Origin of the sequence: Pseudomonas sp. UBA6699, assembly GCF_002454615.1 — a bacterium.
In the GTDB taxonomy this organism is placed as follows: Bacteria; Pseudomonadota; Gammaproteobacteria; order Pseudomonadales; family Pseudomonadaceae; genus Aquipseudomonas; species Aquipseudomonas juntendi.
Genome location: NZ_DKJF01000058.1, coordinates 70,732 through 91,777 on the forward strand (window position 1 = coordinate 70,732; position 21,046 = coordinate 91,777).

At 61.3% G+C, this 21,046-nt stretch carries 19 protein-coding genes and 2 tRNA genes; 18 read left to right on the top strand and 3 right to left on the bottom strand.

The window, feature by feature from the left end; genetic code table 11:
* Positions 1 to 17: 17 nt before the first annotated feature.
* Positions 18 to 554 (bottom strand): outer membrane protein assembly factor BamE, encoded by a 537-nt coding sequence (locus tag B3361_RS11545; RefSeq protein ID WP_009685330.1) that lies wholly within the window; start codon positions 552 to 554, stop codon positions 18 to 20.
* A gap of 97 nt (positions 555 to 651) precedes the next feature.
* On the opposite strand from B3361_RS11545, the gene fur reads away from it, so the two are divergent.
* Positions 652 to 1,056 carry a ferric iron uptake transcriptional regulator gene (fur, locus tag B3361_RS11550; RefSeq protein WP_009685331.1) on the top strand — a complete coding sequence of 135 codons (405 nt, stop codon included), beginning with the start codon at positions 652 to 654 and terminating at the stop codon, positions 1,054 to 1,056.
* 125 nt (positions 1,057 to 1,181) lie between these two features.
* On the opposite strand, the gene recN is transcribed toward fur, so the two are convergent.
* Positions 1,182 to 2,855: a DNA repair protein RecN gene (recN, locus tag B3361_RS11555; RefSeq protein ID WP_029887492.1), complete on the bottom strand. Its 1,674-nt coding sequence runs from the start codon at positions 2,853 to 2,855 to the stop codon at positions 1,182 to 1,184.
* A gap of 193 nt (positions 2,856 to 3,048) precedes the next feature.
* On the opposite strand from recN, the gene grpE reads away from it, so the two are divergent.
* From grpE to B3361_RS11595, 8 genes are all read left to right on the top strand, one after another.
* A complete protein-coding gene (gene grpE / locus B3361_RS11560) occupies positions 3,049 to 3,606 on the top strand; it encodes a nucleotide exchange factor GrpE (RefSeq protein WP_009685333.1) in 558 nt (185 codons plus the stop codon).
* Between the two features lie 101 nt (positions 3,607 to 3,707).
* Complete coding sequence (dnaK, locus tag B3361_RS11565) at positions 3,708 to 5,633, top strand: molecular chaperone DnaK (RefSeq protein WP_009685334.1); 1,926 nt, start codon at positions 3,708 to 3,710, stop codon at positions 5,631 to 5,633.
* 196 nt (positions 5,634 to 5,829) lie between these two features.
* Positions 5,830 to 6,954, top strand: a complete 1,125-nt coding sequence (gene dnaJ, locus B3361_RS11570; RefSeq protein WP_009685335.1) for a molecular chaperone DnaJ — start codon at positions 5,830 to 5,832, stop codon at positions 6,952 to 6,954.
* Positions 6,955 to 6,967: 13 nt separating this feature from the next.
* Positions 6,968 to 7,771, top strand: coding sequence for a 4-hydroxy-tetrahydrodipicolinate reductase (dapB, locus tag B3361_RS11575; RefSeq protein WP_009685336.1), 804 nt, complete (start codon positions 6,968 to 6,970; stop codon positions 7,769 to 7,771).
* Between the two features lie 265 nt (positions 7,772 to 8,036).
* Positions 8,037 to 9,173: a glutamine-hydrolyzing carbamoyl-phosphate synthase small subunit gene (carA, locus tag B3361_RS11580; RefSeq protein WP_003249935.1), complete on the top strand. Its 1,137-nt coding sequence runs from the start codon at positions 8,037 to 8,039 to the stop codon at positions 9,171 to 9,173.
* A gap of 105 nt (positions 9,174 to 9,278) precedes the next feature.
* Positions 9,279 to 12,500, top strand: coding sequence for a carbamoyl-phosphate synthase large subunit (gene carB, locus B3361_RS11585; RefSeq protein WP_029885745.1), 3,222 nt, complete (start codon positions 9,279 to 9,281; stop codon positions 12,498 to 12,500).
* Positions 12,497 to 12,979 carry a transcription elongation factor GreA gene (greA, locus tag B3361_RS11590; RefSeq protein ID WP_029885744.1) on the top strand — a complete coding sequence of 161 codons (483 nt, stop codon included), beginning with the start codon at positions 12,497 to 12,499 and terminating at the stop codon, positions 12,977 to 12,979. The genes carB and greA overlap by 4 nt, the downstream gene beginning before the upstream one ends.
* Positions 12,957 to 13,397, top strand: a complete 441-nt coding sequence (locus B3361_RS11595; protein WP_080709202.1) for an MFS transporter — start codon at positions 12,957 to 12,959, stop codon at positions 13,395 to 13,397. Before greA ends, B3361_RS11595 begins: the two co-directional genes overlap by 23 nt.
* A gap of 159 nt (positions 13,398 to 13,556) precedes the next feature.
* Here B3361_RS11595 and yhbY read toward each other — a convergent pair whose 3' ends face one another.
* Positions 13,557 to 13,865 carry a ribosome assembly RNA-binding protein YhbY gene (yhbY, locus tag B3361_RS11600; RefSeq protein WP_009685341.1) on the bottom strand — a complete coding sequence of 103 codons (309 nt, stop codon included), beginning with the start codon at positions 13,863 to 13,865 and terminating at the stop codon, positions 13,557 to 13,559.
* Positions 13,866 to 13,967: 102 nt separating this feature from the next.
* Here yhbY and rlmE point away from each other — a divergent pair, with 102 nt between their 5' ends.
* The 9 genes from rlmE (at position 13,968) to rimP (ending at position 21,018) form a co-directional block, all read left to right on the top strand.
* Positions 13,968 to 14,594 carry a 23S rRNA (uridine(2552)-2'-O)-methyltransferase RlmE gene (gene rlmE / locus B3361_RS11605; protein WP_009685342.1) on the top strand — a complete coding sequence of 209 codons (627 nt, stop codon included), beginning with the start codon at positions 13,968 to 13,970 and terminating at the stop codon, positions 14,592 to 14,594.
* A 203-nt stretch (positions 14,595 to 14,797) separates the two neighbouring features.
* Positions 14,798 to 16,702: an ATP-dependent zinc metalloprotease FtsH gene (gene ftsH / locus B3361_RS11610; RefSeq protein WP_009685343.1), complete on the top strand. Its 1,905-nt coding sequence runs from the start codon at positions 14,798 to 14,800 to the stop codon at positions 16,700 to 16,702.
* Positions 16,703 to 16,710: 8 nt separating this feature from the next.
* On the top strand, positions 16,711 to 17,562 hold the full coding sequence (gene folP / locus B3361_RS11615) for a dihydropteroate synthase (protein ID WP_029885742.1): 852 nt from the start codon (positions 16,711 to 16,713) through the stop codon (positions 17,560 to 17,562).
* Positions 17,563 to 17,578: 16 nt separating this feature from the next.
* Entirely contained in the window at positions 17,579 to 18,919 is a 1,341-nt protein-coding gene (gene glmM / locus B3361_RS11620) for a phosphoglucosamine mutase (protein ID WP_009685345.1), read from the top strand.
* A 65-nt stretch (positions 18,920 to 18,984) separates the two neighbouring features.
* Positions 18,985 to 19,740 (top strand): triose-phosphate isomerase, encoded by a 756-nt coding sequence (tpiA, locus tag B3361_RS11625; protein ID WP_054904423.1) that lies wholly within the window; start codon positions 18,985 to 18,987, stop codon positions 19,738 to 19,740.
* A gap of 4 nt (positions 19,741 to 19,744) precedes the next feature.
* Positions 19,745 to 20,146, top strand: a complete 402-nt coding sequence (gene secG, locus B3361_RS11630) for a preprotein translocase subunit SecG (protein WP_009685347.1) — start codon at positions 19,745 to 19,747, stop codon at positions 20,144 to 20,146.
* Between the two features lie 21 nt (positions 20,147 to 20,167).
* A tRNA-Leu gene (locus B3361_RS11635) sits at positions 20,168 to 20,253 on the top strand.
* 100 nt (positions 20,254 to 20,353) lie between these two features.
* Positions 20,354 to 20,430: transfer RNA gene (locus tag B3361_RS11640), tRNA-Met, on the top strand.
* Between the two features lie 129 nt (positions 20,431 to 20,559).
* Positions 20,560 to 21,018 carry a ribosome maturation factor RimP gene (rimP, locus tag B3361_RS11645; RefSeq protein WP_009685348.1) on the top strand — a complete coding sequence of 153 codons (459 nt, stop codon included), beginning with the start codon at positions 20,560 to 20,562 and terminating at the stop codon, positions 21,016 to 21,018.
* Positions 21,019 to 21,046 lie beyond the last annotated feature (28 nt).

Below are 21,046 nucleotides of genomic sequence, written 5' to 3' on the forward strand. Positions count from 1 at the left end.
TTTTTTGTTGCTTTCGATTACCGGGTTTCCAGCGGTGCTGGCGTAGGCACCGGGGTGGTCTCGATGGTATCGATTTCGCGCTGGATGGCCTCTTCGGTCGAACCAGGCTTGGCAGGTTGCTCCGCCGGTTGCGTGGCTGGCTGCTCGGTTTGGCCTGGCTCGGTGCCGGGGCTGACCGTGGTATCGCTGCTGCCACCCAGAATTTCCTGGTCGCGGCTAACGCCTGGCATAAAGTCGCCAGACAGGCTGACCAGTTGGTCGCTGTCGTTGAAGAAAATGCTCATGCGCTCCTGCTGGCGTTGGCCGCCACCAGGCTGCAGGCTGTACAGGTAATCCCAACGGTTGGTGTTGAAAGTGTCCTGAATCAGCGGGTTGCCCATGATAAACCGCACTTGCCGTCGGGTCATTCCCGGGCGCAATTGGTCTATCATGTCCTGCGTGACGACATTGCCCTGCTGGATGTCGATTTTGTAAACCCCGGGAAACGAGCAACCGGCGAGTGCGAGCAGTCCCGCGAGGGCGAGGCTGTTTAGCAAGAGCTTGGTGTTTTGCATCGGTGGGCGACTTCCACTATCTTGGCTGGACAACGTAAACCCCGATCATACCCGTATTAAGAGAAGCTGCGAAGCAGCATCGGCGAGAAAGCTGACCATGGTTGAAAATAGCGAATTACGCAAAGCCGGTCTCAAGGTAACCCTGCCTCGAGTCAAGATCCTTCAGATGCTCGACTCTGCCGAGCAGCGTCACATGAGCGCCGAGGATGTCTACAAGGCGTTGATGGAGGCTGGCGAGGACGTTGGCCTGGCTACCGTGTACCGCGTACTGACCCAGTTCGAAGCGGCGGGTCTGGTGGTTCGCCACAACTTCGACGGCGGTCATGCGGTATTCGAACTGGCCGATGGCGGTCACCACGACCATATGGTCGACGTGGATACCAGTGAAGTCATCGAGTTCATGGACGCCGCCATCGAGAAGCGTCAGCGTGAAATCGTGGAGGAACACGGTTTCGAGCTGGTGGACCACAATCTGGTCCTGTACGTGCGTAAGAAGAAGTAACGATTCAATCGTTATGGACAGCAAAGGCGACCTTCGGGTCGCCTTTTTGCTTTTAGGGGCTGTAGGTCTGTGAGCGGTATTGCGTCGCGACAGGGCCGCAAAGCGGCCCCGGCAACCCAATGGTTTCAGGCCTTGCTGGTGACCACCATCTTGCGCGCATGTGCCAGGGATTCCTTCGTCAGGTCGATGCCGCCCAGCATGCGTGCGACTTCTTCCACGCGCTCGCGCTTGCCCAGGCTGGCCACGGCGGTGTGGGTGGTGTCGCTGTTGCGCACCTTGTGCACGAACAGGTGGTGGTGCCCCTGCGCTGCCACCTGCGGCAGGTGGGTCACGGTCAGCACCTGGCCGCGCTCACCCAGCCGGCGCAGCAACTGGCCGACGATTTCCGCGGTGGGCCCGCCGATACCCACATCCACTTCGTCGAATACCAGCGTGGGAATGCGCGAGGTCTGTGCCGTGATCACCTGGATCGCCAGGCTGATGCGCGACAGTTCGCCACCCGACGCAACCTTGGCCAGGCCCTTGAGGGGTTGCCCCGGGTTGGCGCTGACCAGCAGCTCGATCTGCTCCAGGCCATGCGGCGAGAGCTCCGTACCCTCGTGCGGGGTCAGCTCGATACGGAAGCGCCCGCCAGGCATGCCCAGGCGCTGGATTTCCTGTTCCACCGCCACCGCCAATTGCTGGGCGGCCTGCCGGCGCAGGGCGCTGAGTTCGCTGGCCCGCTCTTTATAGTGCTGGGCGTACGCAGCCAGCTCTTCGCCCAGCTGTTCAATCGATTCATCGCTGGCGTTCAGGCCTTCCAGCTCTTCCATCAGTTGCTGCTGCAGGTGGGGCAGCTCGGTCGGGTGCACACGGTGTTTGCGCGCCAGGGTATAGATGGTGTCGAGGCGCTCCTCCAGTGCCTGCAGGCGCATCGGGTCGGCATCGAAGTTGTCCAGGAAGCGGTTGAGCTCACCCACCGCTTCTTCAACCTGGATCTGCGCGCTGGCGATCAGGTTGGCCGCCTCGGTCAGCGCCTTGGGCGACTGGGTGGCGGCGCCCAGGCGGTTGAGGCTGGCGGTGAGGGCGCTGAGTACGTTGCCCGAATCGCTTTCGCTGCACTGGTCGATGACCTGGCGGCAGATACCGAACAGGGCTTCGGCGCTGGTCAGGTTCTTGTGTTCCTGCTCCAGCTGTTCCAGCTCGTGCTCGCCGAGGGCAAGGTTGTCCAGCTCTTCCAGCTGGTAGCTGAGCAGTTGATGGCGGGCGCGCTGCTCGTCACCGGAGTTGGACAGGCGCTCCAGTTCCAGGCGGGTTTGCTGCCAGCGTTTGGCGGCCAGTTGCACCTGGCGGGCCAGGTCGACAGCGCCGGCGTACTCGTCTAGCAGGCGGCGGTGGGTGTCGGTTTTCAGTAGCGACTGGTGCTCATGCTGGCTGTGGATGTCGATCAGCAGTTCGCCCAGGGCCTTGAGATCGCCGAGTGGGCACGGGGTGCCGTTGATGTAGCCCCGGCTGCGCCCTTCGGCGGTGATGACCCGGCGCAAAATGCACAGGCCGTCGCTGTCCATGTCGCGCTCGGCCAGCCAGGTGTGCGCCTCGGGGATGTCCACCAGGTCGAAGGTGGCCAGGATATCGGCCTTGTCGGTGCCAGGGCGCACCACGCCGCTGTCGGCCCGGTCGCCCAGGGCCAGGCCGAGGGCGTCGAGCATGATCGATTTGCCAGCGCCGGTCTCGCCCGTGATGACGGACATGCCGCGGGCGATTTCGAGGTCGAGGTGTTCGACGATGGCGTAGTTGTGAATGGACAGGTGCACCAGCATGGGGGGCGGCTCCCGAAAAGTCAGGTCTGGTTATTTATACAGTACTTTTTTCAGGCCTGCCAATGCCTCTTGGCGGATTCTGTTTGTGCCTGAAAACCCGCTTGCCCCTTGAAGCTGGTTTTTCCGGCCCCATATAGCCGACAACCAAGGCGAGCCTGGCTCGCAGTCCACAAAATTGCGCAGGAGAGACCCCATGGCTGACGAACAGCTGAACGAAAAAGACCTTAATGTTGAAGAAACCGGTGCCCAAGCCACTGCGGATGCCCGTGTTCTGGAACTCGAGGAACAGCTGGCCGCCGCCAAGGACCAATCGCTGCGCGCCGTGGCCGACTTGCAGAACGTGCGCCGCCGCGCCGAGCAGGATGTCGAGAAAGCCCACAAGTTCGCCCTGGAGAAATTCTCCAGCGACCTGCTGCCGGTGATCGACAGCCTGGAACTGGCCCTGGCCCACTCCAGCGCCGAGGATGAAAACGTCAAGCAGATCCGCGAAGGCGTGGAGCTGACCCTGAAAATGTTCCAGGACACCCTCAAGCGCTACAACCTCGAAGCGGTCGACCCGCATGGCCAGCCGTTCAACCCTGAGCACCACCAGGCCATGGCCATGCAGGAAAGCGCTGACGTAGAGCCTAACAGCGTGTTGAACGTGTTCCAGAAGGGCTACCTGCTCAACGGCCGCCTGCTGCGCCCCGCCATGGTGGTGGTCAGCAAGGCGCCGAGCGCGGCGCAACCCTCGATCAATGAAAAGGCTTGAAATCCGTCGGGGCATCCCCATCTAGGTGTCAAGCCTTCAAGTATTACCGCAGTTGGCCAAATTAGTCGCTGCTACCAAATTCAAGTTTCGGGAGAGTTAACATGGGCAAGATCATCGGTATCGACCTGGGGACCACCAACTCGTGCGTCTCTATTCTGGAAAACGGTAACGTCAAAGTCATCGAAAACGCCGAGGGTGCGCGTACTACCCCTTCGATCGTGGCCTACGCCAACGATGGCGAAATCCTGGTTGGCCAGTCGGCCAAGCGCCAGGCCGTCACCAACCCGCACAACACCCTGTTCGCCGTGAAGCGCCTGATCGGCCGCCGCTTCGAAGAAGACGTCGTGCAGAAAGACATCAAGCTGGTGCCCTACAAAATCGTCAAGGCCAGCAATGGCGACGCTTGGGTACAAGCGGGCGGCAAAGACATGGCACCGCCGCAAATCAGCGCTGAAGTGCTGAAGAAAATGAAGAAAACCGCCGAAGACTACCTCGGCGAGGCCGTGACCGAAGCGGTAATCACCGTGCCGGCCTACTTCAACGACAGCCAGCGCCAGGCTACCAAAGACGCCGGCCGCATCGCGGGCCTGGACGTAAAACGTATCATCAACGAGCCGACTGCCGCTGCACTGGCCTACGGCATGGACAAGGCCAAGGGCGACCACACCGTCATCGTCTATGACCTGGGTGGTGGTACCTTCGACGTGTCGGTCATTGAAATTGCCGAAGTCGACGGCGAGCACCAGTTCGAAGTACTGGCTACCAACGGCGACACCTTCCTGGGTGGCGAAGACTTCGACATGCGCCTGATCGACTACCTCGTCGACGAGTTCAAGAAAGAGTCGGGCATGGACCTGAAGAACGATCCACTGGCCCTGCAGCGTCTGAAAGAAGCTGCTGAAAAAGCCAAGATCGAGCTGTCGTCCGCTCAGTCGACCGACGTCAATCTGCCGTACATCACTGCAGACGCCACCGGTCCGAAGCACCTGAACGTGAAAATCTCCCGCGCCAAGCTGGAGTCGCTGGTCGAAGACCTGGTTACCCGTACCATCGAGCCATGCCGCGTAGCGCTGAAAGACGCCGGCATCGACGCCAGCAAGATCGACGACGTGATCCTGGTCGGTGGCCAGACCCGTATGCCGCTGGTGCAGAAGGCCGTTGCTGACTTCTTCGGCAAAGAAGCCCGCAAGGACGTCAACCCGGACGAAGCCGTGGCCATGGGTGCTGCCATTCAGGGCGCGGTACTGGCAGGTGACGTGAAAGACGTGCTGCTGCTGGACGTCAGCCCGCTGACCCTGGGTATCGAAACCATGGGCGGCGTGATGACTTCGCTGATCGAGAAGAACACCACCATCCCGACCAAGAAGTCGCAGGTGTTCTCGACTGCCGACGACAACCAGGGCGCTGTGACCATTCACGTGCTGCAGGGTGAGCGTAAGCAGGCTGCGCAGAACAAGTCGCTGGGCAAGTTCGACCTGGCCGACATTCCGCCAGCGCCACGCGGTGTGCCGCAAATCGAAGTGACCTTCGACATCGACGCCAACGGCATCCTGCACGTCAGCGCCAAAGACAAGGCCACCGGCAAGTCGCAGTCGATCGTGATCAAGGCCAACTCCGGCCTGTCGGACGAAGAAATCGAGCGCATGGTGCGTGACGCCGAGGCCAACGCCGAGGAAGACCGCAAGTTCGAAGAGCTGGCTGCTGCCCGTAACCAGGGTGATGCGCTGGTTCACTCGACCCGCAAGATGGTCGCTGACGCCGGTGACAAGGTTACCGCTGAAGAGAAAACCGCCATCGAGGCTGCCGTGGTTGCCCTGGAAGCCGCTGTCAAAGGCGACGACAAGGCCGCCATCGACGCCAAGGTCGAAGAGCTGTCCAAGGTCTCTGCCCCGGTTGCCCAGAAGATGTACGCCGAGCAGTCGGCCGAACAGCCTCAGGGTGGCGCGCAGCAGGCCGAGCCGGAAGCCAAGCACGATGACGTGGTTGACGCCGAGTTCGAAGAAGTCAAAGGCGACGACAAGAAGTAATCGTTGCATGTTGTCGGCCAGTTCACCGTGGTTTGTCGGTGAACTGGTAGGATGTCGCCGCGCGGGGGCTTGCTCCCGCGTTGGCGTATCTGGAATTCGAGAATTTTTACAGCATCTGTCAGCGGCCCCGCTGGGCGAGCGCAGGTGCTGATGGCGTGGCGCAGATGCCACACGCCCAACAAGGTGCAAATGACCTATGTCCAAGCGTGATTATTATGAGGTTCTGGGTGTCGAGCGCGGCGCCACCGAGGCAGACCTCAAAAAGGCTTATCGCCGTCTGGCGATGAAATACCACCCGGACCGCAACCCGGGCGATAAAGAGTCCGAAGACAAGTTCAAAGAGGCCAACGAGGCCTACGAAGTGCTGTCTGATGCCAGCAAGCGCGCGGCGTTCGACCAGTATGGCCATGCCGGTGTCGACCCGAGCATGGGTGGCGGCGGCCCTGGTTTCGGTGGCGCCAACTTCTCCGACATCTTCGGCGATGTGTTCAGCGACTTCTTCGGCGGCGGCCGCGGTGGCGGACGCGGTGGCGCCCAGCGTGGCAGCGACCTGCGTTACACCCTGGAACTGAACCTGGAAGAAGCGGTGCGCGGTACTACGGTCAGCATCCGCGTGCCGACCCTGGTCAACTGCCAGCCGTGCGATGGCTCCGGCGCCAAGAAGGGCTCCACCCCGTCGACCTGCCCCACCTGTGGTGGCATCGGCCAGGTCCGCATGCAGCAGGGCTTCTTCTCGGTGCAGCAAACCTGCCCGCGTTGCCATGGCCAGGGCAAGATCATCACCGACCCTTGCACCTCGTGCCACGGCGAAGGCCGCGTCGAGGAATACAAGACCCTGTCGGTCAAGGTGCCGGCCGGTGTCGATACCGGTGACCGCATCCGCCTGTCGGGTGAAGGCGAGGCCGGCACCCATGGTGGCCCGACCGGCGACCTGTATGTGGTGATCAGTGTGCGTGAGCACGAGATCTTCCAGCGTGACGGCAAGCACCTGTACTGCGAAGTGCCGATCAGCTACACCGATGCTGCCCTGGGCGGCGAGCTGGAAGTGCCGACCCTCGATGGCCGCGTGAAGCTGCGTATTCCGGAAGGCACCCAGACCGGCAAGCAGTTCCGCTTGCGTGGCAAGGGTGTGGCGCCGGTGCGCGGTGGTGGTGCCGGTGACCTGCTGTGCCGTGTGGCGGTGGAAACCCCGGTCAACCTCAGCCGCCGTCAGCGCGAACTGCTCGAAGAGCTGCGTGATTCGCTGGAAGGCGACAGCTCGCACTCGCCCAAGGCCAGTGGCTGGTTCGATGGCGTGAAGCGCTTCTTCGGCGATCTCTGACAAGGAAAAGGCTATGCGACGTATTGCAGTGATGGGCGCGGCAGGGCGTATGGGCAAGACCCTCATCGAGGCCGTGCAGCAGCAACCCGGCGCCGGGCTGACGGCGGCGGTCGACCGCCCGGACAGCTCGCTGGTCGGCGCCGATGCCGGTGAACTGGCGGCCCTGGGGCGCATTGGTGTGCTGCTGTCCGACGACCTGGCCAAGGTGGTGGACGAGTTCGACGTGCTGATCGATTTCACCCACCCGTCGGTCACCCTGAAGAACCTGGCGTTCTGCCGCAAGCACGGCAAGGCCATGGTCATCGGTACCACCGGTTTCACCGTCGAAGAAAAGCAGTTGCTGGCCGAGGCGGGCAAGGACATTCCAATCGTGTTCGCTGCCAACTTCAGCGTTGGCGTCAACCTGAGCCTGAAGTTGCTCGACATGGCGGCACGCGTGCTGGGCGATGATGTGGATATCGAAATCATCGAGGCGCACCACCGCCACAAGGTCGATGCCCCTTCGGGTACGGCGTTGCGCATGGGTGAAGTGGTTGCCAACGCGCTGGGCCGCGACCTGCAGGAAGTGGCCGTGTATGGCCGTGAAGGGCAGACCGGCGCGCGCGACCGCAAGACGATCGGCTTTGCCACCGTACGTGCCGGCGACGTGGTCGGTGATCACACCGTGCTGTTCGCTGCAGAAGGCGAGCGCCTGGAGATCACCCACAAGGCCTCCAGCCGCATGACCTTCGCCAAGGGCGCGGTGCGTGCGGCGCTGTGGCTCGACGGGCGTGAGCCTGGCCTGTACGACATGCAGGATGTGCTTGATCTGCGTTAAGCAGTGAGGGCTGTGTTGGGTCATTCGCGGGCAAGCCCGCGAAGAACCCAACACAATAGTCGGCCTGTCGCATCGATGTGTTTTAGAGGCACATATGCGGTAGACCGAAAACGCACTTTTCTGTAAGCTACAGCTTTAGTGTGTCCACTAAAAGCGCGCAGCGAATTGAATTCAGCACATGAAAGCGGGGTGACGTGTCCATACGTCACTCCGCTTTTTTGCAACCTGCGATCGCCCTTTCATGCTTGATTTACGGGAGGTCTTCTTGACAAAGCCAGCCATACTCGCCCTTGCCGACGGCAGTATTTTTCGCGGTGAAGCCATTGGTGCCGACGGTCAGACCGTTGGTGAGGTGGTATTCAACACCGCTATGACCGGCTACCAGGAAATCCTTACAGACCCTTCCTACGCGCAGCAAATCGTCACCCTGACCTACCCGCACATCGGCAACACCGGTACCACCCCGGAAGACGCCGAGTCCAACCGCGTGTGGTCCGCCGGCCTGGTCATCCGTGACCTGCCGCTGCTGGCCAGCAACTGGCGCAACACCCAGTCGCTGCCGGAGTACCTCAAGGCCAACAACGTGGTTGCCATCGCCGGCATCGACACCCGTCGCCTCACCCGCATCCTGCGTGAGAAGGGCGCCCAGAACGGCTGCATCCTGGCGGGTGACAACATCAGCGAAGAGGCGGCCATCGCCGCTGCCCGTGGCTTCCCGGGCCTCAAGGGCATGGACCTGGCCAAGGTGGTTTCCACCAAGGAACGCTACGAGTGGCGCTCCAGCGTGTGGGAGCTGAAAACCGACAGCCACCCGACCATCGACGCGGCCGACCTGCCCTACCACGTGGTGGCCTTCGACTACGGCGTCAAGCTGAACATCCTGCGCATGCTGGTTGCCCGTGGCTGCCGCGTGACCGTGGTGCCGGCCCAGACCCCGGCCAGCGAAGTGCTGGCGCTCAACCCGGACGGCGTGTTCCTGTCCAACGGCCCTGGCGACCCCGAGCCGTGCGACTACGCCATCCAGGCCATCAAGGAAATCCTCGAAACCGAGATTCCGGTATTCGGCATCTGCCTGGGCCACCAGTTGCTGGCGCTGGCCTCCGGTGCTAAGACCGTGAAAATGGGCCATGGCCACCACGGTGCCAACCACCCGGTGCAAGACCTGGACACCGGCGTGGTCATGATCACCAGCCAGAACCACGGCTTTGCCGTTGACGAAGCCACCCTGCCGGGCAATGTCCGCGCCATCCACAAGTCGCTGTTCGACGGCACCCTGCAGGGTATCGAGCGTACCGACAAGAGCGCGTTCAGCTTCCAGGGCCACCCTGAAGCGAGCCCAGGCCCGACCGACGTCGCGCCACTGTTCGATCGTTTCACCGATGCCATGGCCAAGCGCCGCTGAGCATCCTGCTTCAAGGCCCCGGGCCGGCACACGCCGCGCCCGGCAGCGCCTGACCCAGATTGTTCAAAGCGGCTTGCCGACTGACCCCGGATTTGAGTGACCACCATGCCAAAACGTACAGACATCAAAAGCATCCTGATTCTCGGCGCTGGCCCGATCGTGATCGGCCAGGCCTGTGAATTCGACTACTCCGGCGCCCAGGCTTGCAAAGCCCTGCGCGAGGAAGGTTTCCGCGTCATCCTGGTGAACTCCAACCCAGCCACCATCATGACCGACCCGGCCATGGCCGACGCCACCTACATCGAGCCGATCAAGTGGCAGTCGGTGGCCAAGATCATCGAGAAAGAGCGCCCAGACGCCGTGCTGCCGACCATGGGTGGCCAGACTGCACTGAACTGCGCCCTGGACCTGGAGCGCCACGGCGTTCTGGAAAAGTTCGGCGTAGAGATGATCGGTGCCAACGCCGACACCATCGACAAGGCCGAAGACCGCTCGCGCTTCGACAAGGCCATGAAGGACATCGGCCTGGAGTGCCCGCGTTCGGGTATCGCCCACAGCATGGAAGAGGCCAATGCGGTGCTGGAGAAGCTGGGCTTCCCTTGCATCATCCGCCCGTCGTTCACCATGGGCGGCACTGGCGGCGGTATTGCCTACAACCGTGAAGAATTCGAAGAAATCTGCACCCGTGGCCTGGACCTGTCGCCAACCAAGGAACTGCTGATCGACGAATCGCTGATCGGTTGGAAAGAGTACGAGATGGAAGTGGTCCGCGACAAAAAGGACAACTGCATCATCGTCTGCTCCATCGAGAACTTCGACCCGATGGGCGTGCACACCGGTGACTCGATCACGGTTGCCCCGGCGCAGACCCTGACCGACAAGGAATACCAGATCATGCGCAACGCCTCGCTGGCGGTGCTGCGTGAAATTGGTGTGGAAACCGGCGGTTCCAACGTGCAGTTCGGTATCTGCCCGAACACCGGCCGCATGGTCGTGATCGAGATGAACCCGCGCGTTTCGCGTTCCTCGGCACTGGCCTCCAAGGCTACCGGCTTCCCGATCGCCAAGATCGCCGCCAAGCTGGCCATCGGCTACACCCTCGACGAGCTGCAGAACGACATCACCGGCGGCCGTACCCCGGCCTCCTTCGAGCCGTCGATCGACTACGTGGTCACCAAGCTGCCGCGCTTCGCCTTCGAGAAATTCCCCAAGGCCGACGCCCGCCTGACCACCCAGATGAAGTCCGTGGGTGAAGTCATGGCCATCGGCCGTACCTTCCAGGAGTCCCTGCAGAAAGCCCTGCGTGGCTTGGAAGTGGGCGCTTGCGGCCTCGACCCGAAAGTCGACCTGGCCAGCCCGGAAGCTGCCAGCATCCTCAAGCGCGAGCTGACCGTGCCGGGTGCCGAGCGTATCTGGTATGTCGCCGACGCCATGCGTTCGGGCATGACCTGCGAAGAAATCTTCAATCTGACCGGCATCGACATGTGGTTCCTGGTGCAGATGGAAGACCTGATCAAAGAAGAAGAGAAGGTCAAGACCCTGGCCCTGTCGGCCATCGACAAGGACTACATGCTGCGCCTCAAGCGCAAGGGCTTCTCTGACCAGCGCCTGGCCAAGCTGTTGGGTATCACCGACAAGAACCTGCGCCGCCACCGCCACAAGCTCGAAGTGTTCCCGGTGTACAAGCGCGTCGACACCTGCGCCGCCGAGTTCGCCACCGACACCGCCTACCTGTACTCCACCTACGAGGAAGAGTGCGAGGCCAACCCGTCGACCCGTGACAAGATCATGATCCTGGGTGGTGGCCCGAACCGTATCGGCCAAGGTATCGAGTTCGACTACTGCTGCGTACACGCCGCTCTGGCGCTGCGTGACGACGGTTACGAGACCATCATGGTCAACTGCAACCCGGAAACCGTTTCCACCGACTACGACACCTCCGACCGCCTGTACTTCGAGCCGCTGACCCTGGAAGACGTGCTGGAAGTGTGCCGCGTCGAGAAGCCCAAAGGCGTGATCGTGCACTACGGCGGCCAGACCCCGCTGAAACTGGCGCGCGCCCTGGAAGAGGCCGGTGTGCCGATCATCGGTACCAGCCCGGACGCCATCGACCGCGCCGAAGACCGCGAGCGCTTCCAGCAGATGGTCCAGCGCCTGAACCTGCTGCAGCCGCCAAACGCGACCGTGCGCAGCGAAGAAGAGGCCATTCGTGCCGCCGGCAGCATCGGCTACCCGCTGGTCGTGCGCCCATCCTATGTACTGGGTGGCCGTGCCATGGAGATCGTCTACGAACTGGACGAGCTCAAGCGCTACCTGCGTGAGGCTGTTCAGGTTTCCAACGACAGCCCGGTACTGCTCGACCACTTCCTCAACTGCGCCATCGAAATGGACGTGGATGCGGTGTGCGACGGTACCGACGTGGTCATCGGCGCGATCATGCAGCACATCGAACAGGCCGGCGTTCACTCCGGTGACTCGGCATGCTCGCTGCCACCTTACTCCCTGAGCAAGGGCGTGCAGGACGAAGTGCGCGAACAGGTCAAGAAAATGGCCCTGGAGCTGGGCGTGGTCGGCCTGATGAACGTGCAGCTGGCCCTGCAGGGCGACAAGATCTACGTGATCGAAGTCAACCCGCGTGCATCGCGTACCGTGCCGTTCGTGTCCAAGTGCATCGGCACTTCCCTGGCCATGATCGCCGCCCGGGTCATGGCTGGCAAAACCCTGAAAGAGCTGGGCTTCACCCAGGAAATCATCCCGAACTTCTACAGCGTCAAGGAAGCCGTCTTCCCGTTCGCCAAGTTCCCAGGGGTTGACCCGATCCTCGGCCCTGAGATGAAATCGACCGGTGAGGTCATGGGTGTTGGTGACAGCTTCGGTGAAGCCTTCGCCAAGGCCCAGATGGGTGCCAGCGAAGTGCTGCCTACTGGCGGCACCGCGTTCATCAGCGTGCGTGACGACGACAAGCCACAAGTGGCTGGCGTTGCCCGTGACCTGATCGCCCTGGGCTTCGAAGTGGTTGCTACTGCCGGCACCGCCAAGGTTATCGAGGCGGCTGGCCTGAAAGTGCGCCGCGTGAACAAGGTGACCGAAGGCCGCCCGCACGTGGTCGACATGATCAAGAACGACGAAGTGTCGCTGATCATCAACACCACCGAAGGCCGCCAGTCGATCGCCGACTCCTACTCGATTCGTCGCAATGCGCTGCAGCACAAGATTTACTGCACCACTACCATTGCGGCTGGTGAAGCCATCTGCGAGGCGTTGAAATTCGGTCCCGAGAAGACTGTTCGTCGCCTGCAGGATCTGCATGCAGGACTCAAAGCATGAGCATTACCAAATACCCGATGACCGTCCAGGGCGCTCGCGCCCTGGAAGAGGAGCTGACCTTCCTGAGCAAGACCGAGCGCCCGCGCCTGAGCCAAGCCATTGGTGAAGCGCGTGAGCTGGGCGACCTCAAGGAAAACGCCGAATACCATGCCGCGCGTGAAGAGCAGGGCATGGTCGAGGCGCGTATCCGTGATATCGAAGGCCGCCTGCAGAACTCGGTGGTGATCGACGTCACCACCATCGCTCACACCGGCAAGGTGATTTTCGGCACCACCGTGGTGCTGGCCAACACCGAAACCGATGAAGAAGTGACCTATCAGATCGTTGGCGAAGATGAAGCCGATGTGAAGAAAGGCAAGCTGTCGAACAGCGCCCCGATTGCCCGTGCCATCATTGGCAAGGAAGAAGGGGATACCGTTGTCGTCAAGACGCCTAACGGTACGGTCGAGTACGAGATTGTCGAAGTCAAACACATCTGACCGGCGCCTGCGGGCGCCATCCCTCGAGGGGATTCTCTGGCAACTGGCCCAGGTGTTCTGGGTCGGTGGCCTGTGGGTGTTCCATGTGGGGCTGGTGCCTGCGCTCAAGGTCAGCGGCCTGGCGCCGCTGCTGGTGCAGGATATCGCCGGGCAGATCGACCGCTGGTTGATCGGCGTGGCGTTGCTTGGCTTGTTGACCCAGCTGGCTGTGCTGGCAAGGGTGGAAGGCCTGGCGGCCTGGTGGCGGCAGTTTCGCGGCCAGATGCTGTTGCTCGGCTTCGGTGCGTGTGTGGGGTACTACACCCTGCGTTACGGCATTTCCGTTGGCGAGCGCTGGCAGATGTTCTGCTTCCTGGTGCTGGGCTTCTCCGGCATCGTGCTGGTGGCCCAGCCGGTGCCGGTCAAAGCCCGGCGCTAGCCCAGGCGGTTGCAGTCCCTGGTAGGAGCGGCCTTGTGTCGCGATGGGCTGCGAAGCAGCCCCCAGATATCAGCTTAACCACAGATATTGCAGGGGGCCGCTTCGCAGCCCATCGCGACACGAGGCCGCTCCTACACAGGCGGCGCGCTATCCTTTCCGTTACTTGTAACGGTGAATGTTGGACAGCTGCTTGTTCGGTTGTGGGTTCTTGCGGTAGATCAGGGCTTTCTTGCCGATGGTCTGCACCAGTTCGGCGCGGCCGGCCTTGCACAGCTCAGCGATGGTCTCGGCGCGTTCTTCGCGGTCTTCCGAGCGAATCTCGACCTTGATCAGTTCATGATCGACCAGTGCGCGTTCCAGCTCGGCGACCACGCCTTCATTCAAACCGTTGCCAGCAACGATCAGGACCGGCTTCAGGTCATGACCAATGGACTTGTATTGCTTCTTCTGCTCGTTATTGAGCGGCATAATCTGACCCTTTCCGTCTGATTCTGTAAAATTGACCGGCATTTTACCCGAGGGCCACCGGCTCCGCCCAGTCAATCACGACGCATATCATCGAGGTGCCCCGTGGTACAACGTTCCAAAAGCAGCGCAAACTGGCTGCGAGAGCATTTCAACGATCCTTTTGTGAAACAGGCACAGAAGGACGGCTACCGCTCGCGTGCGAGCTACAAACTGCTGGAGATCCAGGAAAAGGACCGCCTGATCCGCCCCGGCATGAGCGTAATCGACCTGGGTGCGGCCCCGGGCGGGTGGTCGCAGGTGACCAGTCGTCTGATTGGCGGCCAGGGCCGGCTCATCGCTTCGGATATCCTGGAAATGGACTCGATCCCAGACGTTACCTTCATCCAGGGCGATTTCACCGAAGACGCCGTGCTCCAGCAAATCCTCGACGCGGTCGGTGATTCGCACGTGGACCTTGTGATTTCCGACATGGCCCCCAATATGAGTGGTACGCCCGAAGTGGACATGCCACGTGCCATGTTCCTCTGCGAGCTGGCCCTGGACCTGGCAACCCGCGTGCTCAAGCCCGGCGGGGATTTCCTGATCAAGATTTTCCAGGGCGAAGGCTTCGACATGTACCTGAAGGACGTGCGCACCAAGTTCGACAAGGTGCAGATGCGCAAGCCTTCTTCATCGCGGGACCGCTCGCGTGAACAGTACCTGTTGGGCAAAGGTTTCAAAGGCGCTTGAAAGGCGTGAAGCGCGGCGGCCGATAGTTATTTCCAATCGGCCGCGGCGTCAGGATCGTCCGAACTTCGTGTAGTCTAGCTTTCACAAAGGGTTACAGACGGTGCCTGCGGCTGCGTAGGTAATGTAGTAAGTTAGGGCGATGAATATCATGCGAGGCACGGCTGCGTCGTGCGCCGGCCTCAGAGGGTAGCGAATTGAACGACATGGCAAAGAATCTGATCCTGTGGTTGATCATCGCAGCTGTCCTGGTGACAGTGATGAACAACTTCTCCAGCCCTAACGAGCCGCAGACCCTCAACTACTCCGACTTCATCCAGCAGGTCAAGGATGGCAAGGTCGAGCGTGTGACCGTCGACGGCTACATCATTACCGGCAAGCGCTCCGATGGCGACAGCTTCAAGACCGTGCGCCCGGCCATCACCGATAACGGCCTGATCGGCGACCTCGTCGACAACCACGTAGTGGTCGAAGGCAAGCAGCCTGAGCAGCAGAGCATCTGGACGCAGCTGTTGGTAGCAAGCTTCCCGATCCTGGTGATCATCGCCGTGTTCATGTTCTTCATGCGCCAGATGCAGGGCGGTGCCGGCGGTAAAGGCGGGCCCATGAGCTTTGGCAAGAGCAAGGCGCGCCTGCTGTCCGAAGACCAGGTCAAGACGACCCTGGCCGACGTCGCCGGTTGCGACGAGGCCAAGGAAGAAGTTGGCGAGCTGGTCGAATTCCTGCGTGACCCGGGCAAGTTCCAGCGCCTGGGCGGCCGTATTCCGCGTGGCGTGCTGATGGTAGGCCCGCCTGGTACCGGTAAAACCCTGCTGGCCAAGGCCATTGCCGGTGAGGCAAAAGTCCCGTTCTTCACCATTTCCGGTTCGGACTTCGTTGAAATGTTCGTCGGTGTCGGTGCCAGCCGTGTGCGCGACATGTTCGAACAGGCCAAGAAGCATGCACCGTGCATCATCTTCATCGACGAGATCGACGCCGTGGGTCGCCACCGTGGTGCCGGCATGGGCGGTGGTCACGACGAGCGTGAGCAAACCCTGAACCAGCTGCTGGTGGAAATGGACGGCTTCGAGATGAACGATGGCATCATCGTCATCGCCGCCACCAACCGCCCGGACGTACTCGACCCGGCGCTGCTGCGCCCCGGCCGTTTCGACCGCCAGGTGGTGGTCGGCCTGCCGGACATCCGCGGCCGCGAGCAGATCCTGAAGGTGCACATGCGCAAGGTGCCGGTCAGCGAGAACGTCAACCCGGCCGTTATCGCGCGGGGTACGCCGGGCTTCTCCGGTGCCGACCTTGCCAACCTGGTCAACGAAGCTTCCCTGTTTGCCGCCCGCTCCAACAAGCGCCTGGTGGAGATGAAGGAGTTCGAGCTGGCCAAGGACAAGATCATGATGGGCGCCGAGCGCAAGACCATGGTCATGTCCGAGAAAGAAAAACGTAACACTGCCTACCACGAGGCGGGCCACGCCATCGTCGGCCGCCTGGTGCCTGAGCACGACCCGGTCTACAAGGTTTCGATCATCCCGCGTGGTCGTGCCCTGGGTGTGACCATGTTCCTGCCGGAAGAGGACCGTTACAGTCTGTCCAAGCGTGCCTTGATCAGCCAGATCTGCTCGCTGTACGGCGGTCGTATTGCCGAAGAGATGACCCTGGGCTTCGACGGGGTTACCACCGGCGCTTCCAACGACATCATGCGTGCCAGCCAGATCGCACGAAACATGGTGACCAAGTGGGGCCTGTCCGAAAAACTCGGTCCTTTGATGTATGCCGAAGAAGACGGCGAGGTGTTCCTGGGCCGCAGCGCTGCCAGCCAGCACGCCAGCGTTTCCGGCGAAACCGCCAAGCTGATCGACTCCGAGGTGCGCAGCATCATCGACCAGTGCTACGCCACGGCCAAGCAGTTGCTGGTCGAGAACCGCGACAAGCTCGAAGCAATGACCGAAGCGCTGATGAAGTATGAGACCATTGATGCCGATCAGATCGACGACATCATGGCTGGGCGTACGCCGCGCGAGCCGCGTGACTGGGACGATGATACGGATTCGGGCACGCCAGCTGCCCAGAACGATCGTCCGGAATCGCCGATTGGCGGCCCGGCAGCTCAACACTAAGGGCATCTATGAGCTCAGTGCAGTACCCGACCCGGTTGCCTTGCGGCAACCGGGTTCTTGATTTGTCACGTACCCATGTCATGGGTATTCTCAATATCACCCCCGATTCCTTCTCCGATGGCGGGCGCTTCAACCAGCGTGACGAGGCCTTGCGCCATGCCGAAGCCATGGTTGCTGCCGGTGCCACGCTGATCGACATCGGTGGTGAGTCCACCCGGCCTGGGGCGCGCGCCGTTTCGGTCACCGAGGAGCTCGAGCGTGTGGCGCCGATGGTCGAGGCCATCAACAGTCGCCTGGACGTGGTCATCTCCGTCGATACCTCAACCCCGGCCGTCATGCGTGAGTCTGCGCGCCTTGGCGCCGGGTTGATCAACGACGTGCGTGGCCTGGAGCGCGACGGCGCCCTGGATGCCGCTGCCGCCACCGGCCTGCCGGTGTGCCTGATGCACATGCGTGGCGAGCCTGGCAACATGCAGGACGACCCGCACTACGAGAACGTGACTGCCGATGTTGCCCGGTATCTGCAGCAGCGCATGGCGGCCTGCGCATCGGCCGGTATTGATGAACAACGCATCATCCTTGATCCGGGCTTTGGTTTCGCCAAAACGCTGGCGCACAACCTGAGCCTGTTCAAACACATGGAAACGCTCCATCGTCTTGGGCGCCCACTGCTGGTGGGGGTCTCGCGAAAGAGCATGATCGGCCTGACGCTGGAACGTCCGGTCGACGAGCGCCTGTACGGCAGCCTCGCACTGGCGGCCCTGGCCATGACCAAGGGTGCGAGCATCCTGCGTGTCCACGACGTGGCCGAAACGGTCGATGTGGTGCGCATGATCGCTGCGGTACAAGGCGCCGAATAAGAACATTGGAGTCCCTATGAGCAGAAAATACTTTGGTACCGACGGCATTCGTGGCCGCGTCGGCGAATACCCGATCACCCCGGACTTCATGCTGAAGCTGGGTTGGGCGGCCGGCATGGCCTTCCGCAAGCTCGGCCACTGCCGGGTGCTGGTGGGCAAGGACACGCGTATCTCCGGCTACATGTTCGAGTCTGCCCTCGAAGCCGGCCTGTCGGCGGCAGGCGCCGACGTGATGCTGCTGGGGCCGATGCCGACACCGGCCATCGCCTACCTTACACGTACCTTCCACGCCGAAGCCGGTATCGTCATCAGTGCCTCGCACAACCCGCATGACGACAACGGCATCAAGTTCTTCTCGGGCCAGGGCACCAAACTGCCGGACGACGTCGAACTGATGATCGAGGAACTGCTCGATCAGCCGATGACCGTGGTCGAGTCGAGCAAGCTGGGCAAGGTGTCGCGTATCAACGATGCTGCTGGCCGCTATATCGAGTTTTGCAAAAGCAGCGTACCGAGCAGCACCAGTTTCGCAGGCCTCAAGCTGGTGGTCGATTGCGCTCATGGTGCCACCTACAAGGTTGCGCCAAGCGTGTTCCGCGAGCTGGGTGCCGATGTCACTGTGCTGCATGCCCAGCCCGACGGGTTGAACATCAACGAAAACTGCGGCTCGACCCATATCGAATCGCTGCAGGCTGCGGTGCTGGTCGGGCATGCCGATCTCGGCATTGCCTTCGACGGTGACGGTGACCGCGTACTGATGGTTGACCACACCGGCGCGATCGTCGATGGCGACGAGTTGCTGTTCATCATTGCCCGCGACCTGCAGGAGCGGGGCAAGCTCCAGGGCGGGGTAGTGGGTACGCTGATGAGCAACCTGGGCCTGGAGCTGGCGCTCAAGGACCTGGATATCCCCTTCGTGCGGGCCAAGGTCGGTGACCGTTATGTGATGGCCGAGCTGCTTGAGCGTGAGTGGCTGGTGGGCGGCGAAAACTCGGGCCACGTGGTGTGCTGCAACTACACCACTACCGGTGATGCGATCATTGCCGCGTTGCAGGTGCTGATGGCGCTCAAGCGCCGCGGCGAGGGCCTGGCCCAGGCCCGCCAGGCCCTGCGCAAATGCCCGCAGGTGCTGATCAATGTGCGCTTTGGCGGCAGCAAGGTCGACCCGCTGCAGCACCCGGCCGTGCAGGAAGCCAGCGCCAAGGTCACCGAGGCGCTGGCGGGGCGCGGGCGTGTGCTGTTGCGCAAGTCCGGTACCGAGCCGCTGGTGCGGGTAATGGTTGAAGGCGAGGACGAAGCGCAGGTGCGTGGCCATGCCGAAGCCCTGGCCAAACTGGTTGGCGAAGTTTGTGTCTGAAGGCGCTTGCCAGCGCAGATCTGGTTGGGTAAGATCTGCGCCCACTTTGACCGACGAGGTAAAGCATGCGTCGCCCTATGGTAGCTGGTAACTGGAAGATGCACGGTACCCGCGCTAGCGTCGCTGAGCTGACCGAAGGCTTGAGCAATCTCGCCTTGCCGAGCGGAGTGGAAGTCGCAGTATTTCCACCGGCCTTGTTCATCAATCAAGTGATCGATGGCCTGGCGGGTAAAGAAATTACTGTCGGTGCACAGAATTCTGCTGTACAACCCGAACAGGGTGCGCTGACCGGGGAAGTTGCTCCCGAGCAGCTGGTTGAAGCAGGTTGCAAGTTGGTGTTGATTGGCCATTCCGAGCGTCGCCAGATCATTGGCGAAACCGAAGAAGTGCTGAATCGCAAGTTTGCAGCGGCCCAGGCCAAAGGTTTGAAGCCAGTGCTTTGCATAGGGGAAACCCTGGAAGAGCGCGAGGCAGGCAAAACGCTCGAAGTTGTCGGGCGTCAACTAAGCAGTATCATCGAAGCATTCGGTGTTAAGGCTTTTGCCAATGCAGTAATTGCCTATGAGCCTGTATGGGCCATCGGCACTGGCCTTACGGCCACGCCACAGCAGGCCCAGGATGTGCACGCCGCCATCCGCGGCCAGCTGGCGGCAGAAGATGCTGAAGTGGCTGCGAAGGTGCAGTTGCTCTACGGCGGCAGCGTGAAGGCGGCCAATGCGGCCGAACTGTTCGGCATGCCGGATATCGATGGGGGGCTCATTGGTGGGGCGTCCCTGAACGCAGACGAATTCGGTGCAATTTGTCGCGCCGCAGGAAACTGAACAAATGCTGGAAACAGTCATCGTTGTTTTTCATCTGTTGGCAGCGCTTTCGCTAGTAGTGCTGGTACTGTTGCAACAGGGTAAAGGTGCTGAAGCAGGTGCATCTTTCGGCGCGGGTGCTTCTAATACCGTGTTCGGGAGCCAAGGCTCTGCAACGTTCCTAAGTAAATTAACTGCTATACTCGCTGCCACTTTCTTTTTGACAGCACTTGGGTTAGGATACTTCGCGAAGCAACAAGCTCACCAGCTTAGCCAAGCAGGTCTTCCAGATCCAGCAGTGCTGGAAGTGAAAGAGCCGCAAAAACCGGCAGTCAATGATGATGTACCGGTGCTCCAACAGCAGCAGAAGAGCGAAGCCACTCCTAATACGGGTGATGTACCTCCTCCGGCAGAAGAGCAGAAGTAACGGGTTTCAAGTAGTAGTATTGCCGAGGTGGTGGAATTGGTAGACACGCAACCTTGAGGTGGTTGTGCCCATAGGGTGTAGGGGTTCGAGTCCCCTTCTCGGTACCAATTGAAGCTTGAGAGCCCGCTTTAGCGGGCTTTCTTGCAGGTGAAGGTTTGGATTTGACCCTCAGCAGGGTTCGGTCTTATACTTTCGCCCCAGCTTTGTCGCGGGGTGGAGCAGCTTGGTAGCTCGTCGGGCTCATAACCCGAAGGTCGTTGGTTCAAATCCAGCCCCCGCAACCAGCTTCAGCGGAGCCCCTTTTCAGGGGCTTTTTGCTAACCGAACAGTTTCGGCGTCGTTGTCCAACGGCGCTTTCAGGGATGGGCGCTTTGCCCATTTTTTATTTGCACAGCATGCACGAGGGGGTTCAGGTGTCGAGCAAGCTAGAACAGTTGCAGGCCTTGTTGGCCCCGGTTGTCGAGGGTCTGGGCTATCAATGCTGGGGGATCGAGTTCGTTTCCCAGGGTAAGCATTCGGTATTGCGCATCTACATCGACAAGGAAGGCGGTATTCTGGTGGACGATTGCGAAGCAGTCAGCCGTCAGGCCAGCGCAATCCTCGATGTGGAAGATCCAATCAGCAGTGAATACACCCTAGAGGTGTCTTCTCCAGGCATGGATCGCCCACTGTTCACTCTGGAACAGTTTGCCTCGCATGCCGGCGAACAAGTGAAGATCAAGCTGCGCTCACCCTTCGAGGGTCGTCGTAACTTCCAGGGCCTTCTCCGCGGTGTGGAGGAGCAGGACGTGGTGGTCCAGGTGGACAACCAGGAATTCCTTCTGCCGATCGATTCGATCGACAAGGCCAATATTATTCCCAGTTTTGACTGAGACGTGCCGGGCCCGGCGGACTATCCGG

Bases quoted from the DNA above. Each gene is read 5' to 3' on its own strand.
- B3361_RS11545 (WP_009685330.1), bottom strand. From the start codon at position 554: ATGCAAAACACCAAGCTCTTGCTAAACAGCCTCGCCCTCGCGGGACTG.
- fur (WP_009685331.1), top strand. From the start codon at position 652: ATGGTTGAAAATAGCGAATTACGCAAAGCCGGTCTCAAGGTAACCCTG.
- recN (WP_029887492.1), bottom strand. From the start codon at position 2,855: ATGCTGGTGCACCTGTCCATTCACAACTACGCCATCGTCGAACACCTC.
- grpE (WP_009685333.1), top strand. From the start codon at position 3,049: ATGGCTGACGAACAGCTGAACGAAAAAGACCTTAATGTTGAAGAAACC.
- dnaK (WP_009685334.1), top strand. From the start codon at position 3,708: ATGGGCAAGATCATCGGTATCGACCTGGGGACCACCAACTCGTGCGTC.
- dnaJ (WP_009685335.1), top strand. From the start codon at position 5,830: ATGTCCAAGCGTGATTATTATGAGGTTCTGGGTGTCGAGCGCGGCGCC.
- dapB (WP_009685336.1), top strand. From the start codon at position 6,968: ATGCGACGTATTGCAGTGATGGGCGCGGCAGGGCGTATGGGCAAGACC.
- carB (WP_029885745.1), top strand. From the start codon at position 9,279: ATGCCAAAACGTACAGACATCAAAAGCATCCTGATTCTCGGCGCTGGC.
- greA (WP_029885744.1), top strand. From the start codon at position 12,497: ATGAGCATTACCAAATACCCGATGACCGTCCAGGGCGCTCGCGCCCTG.
- yhbY (WP_009685341.1), bottom strand. From the start codon at position 13,865: ATGCCGCTCAATAACGAGCAGAAGAAGCAATACAAGTCCATTGGTCAT.
- ftsH (WP_009685343.1), top strand. From the start codon at position 14,798: ATGGCAAAGAATCTGATCCTGTGGTTGATCATCGCAGCTGTCCTGGTG.
- folP (WP_029885742.1), top strand. From the start codon at position 16,711: ATGAGCTCAGTGCAGTACCCGACCCGGTTGCCTTGCGGCAACCGGGTT.
- glmM (WP_009685345.1), top strand. From the start codon at position 17,579: ATGAGCAGAAAATACTTTGGTACCGACGGCATTCGTGGCCGCGTCGGC.
- tpiA (WP_054904423.1), top strand. From the start codon at position 18,985: ATGCGTCGCCCTATGGTAGCTGGTAACTGGAAGATGCACGGTACCCGC.
- secG (WP_009685347.1), top strand. From the start codon at position 19,745: ATGCTGGAAACAGTCATCGTTGTTTTTCATCTGTTGGCAGCGCTTTCG.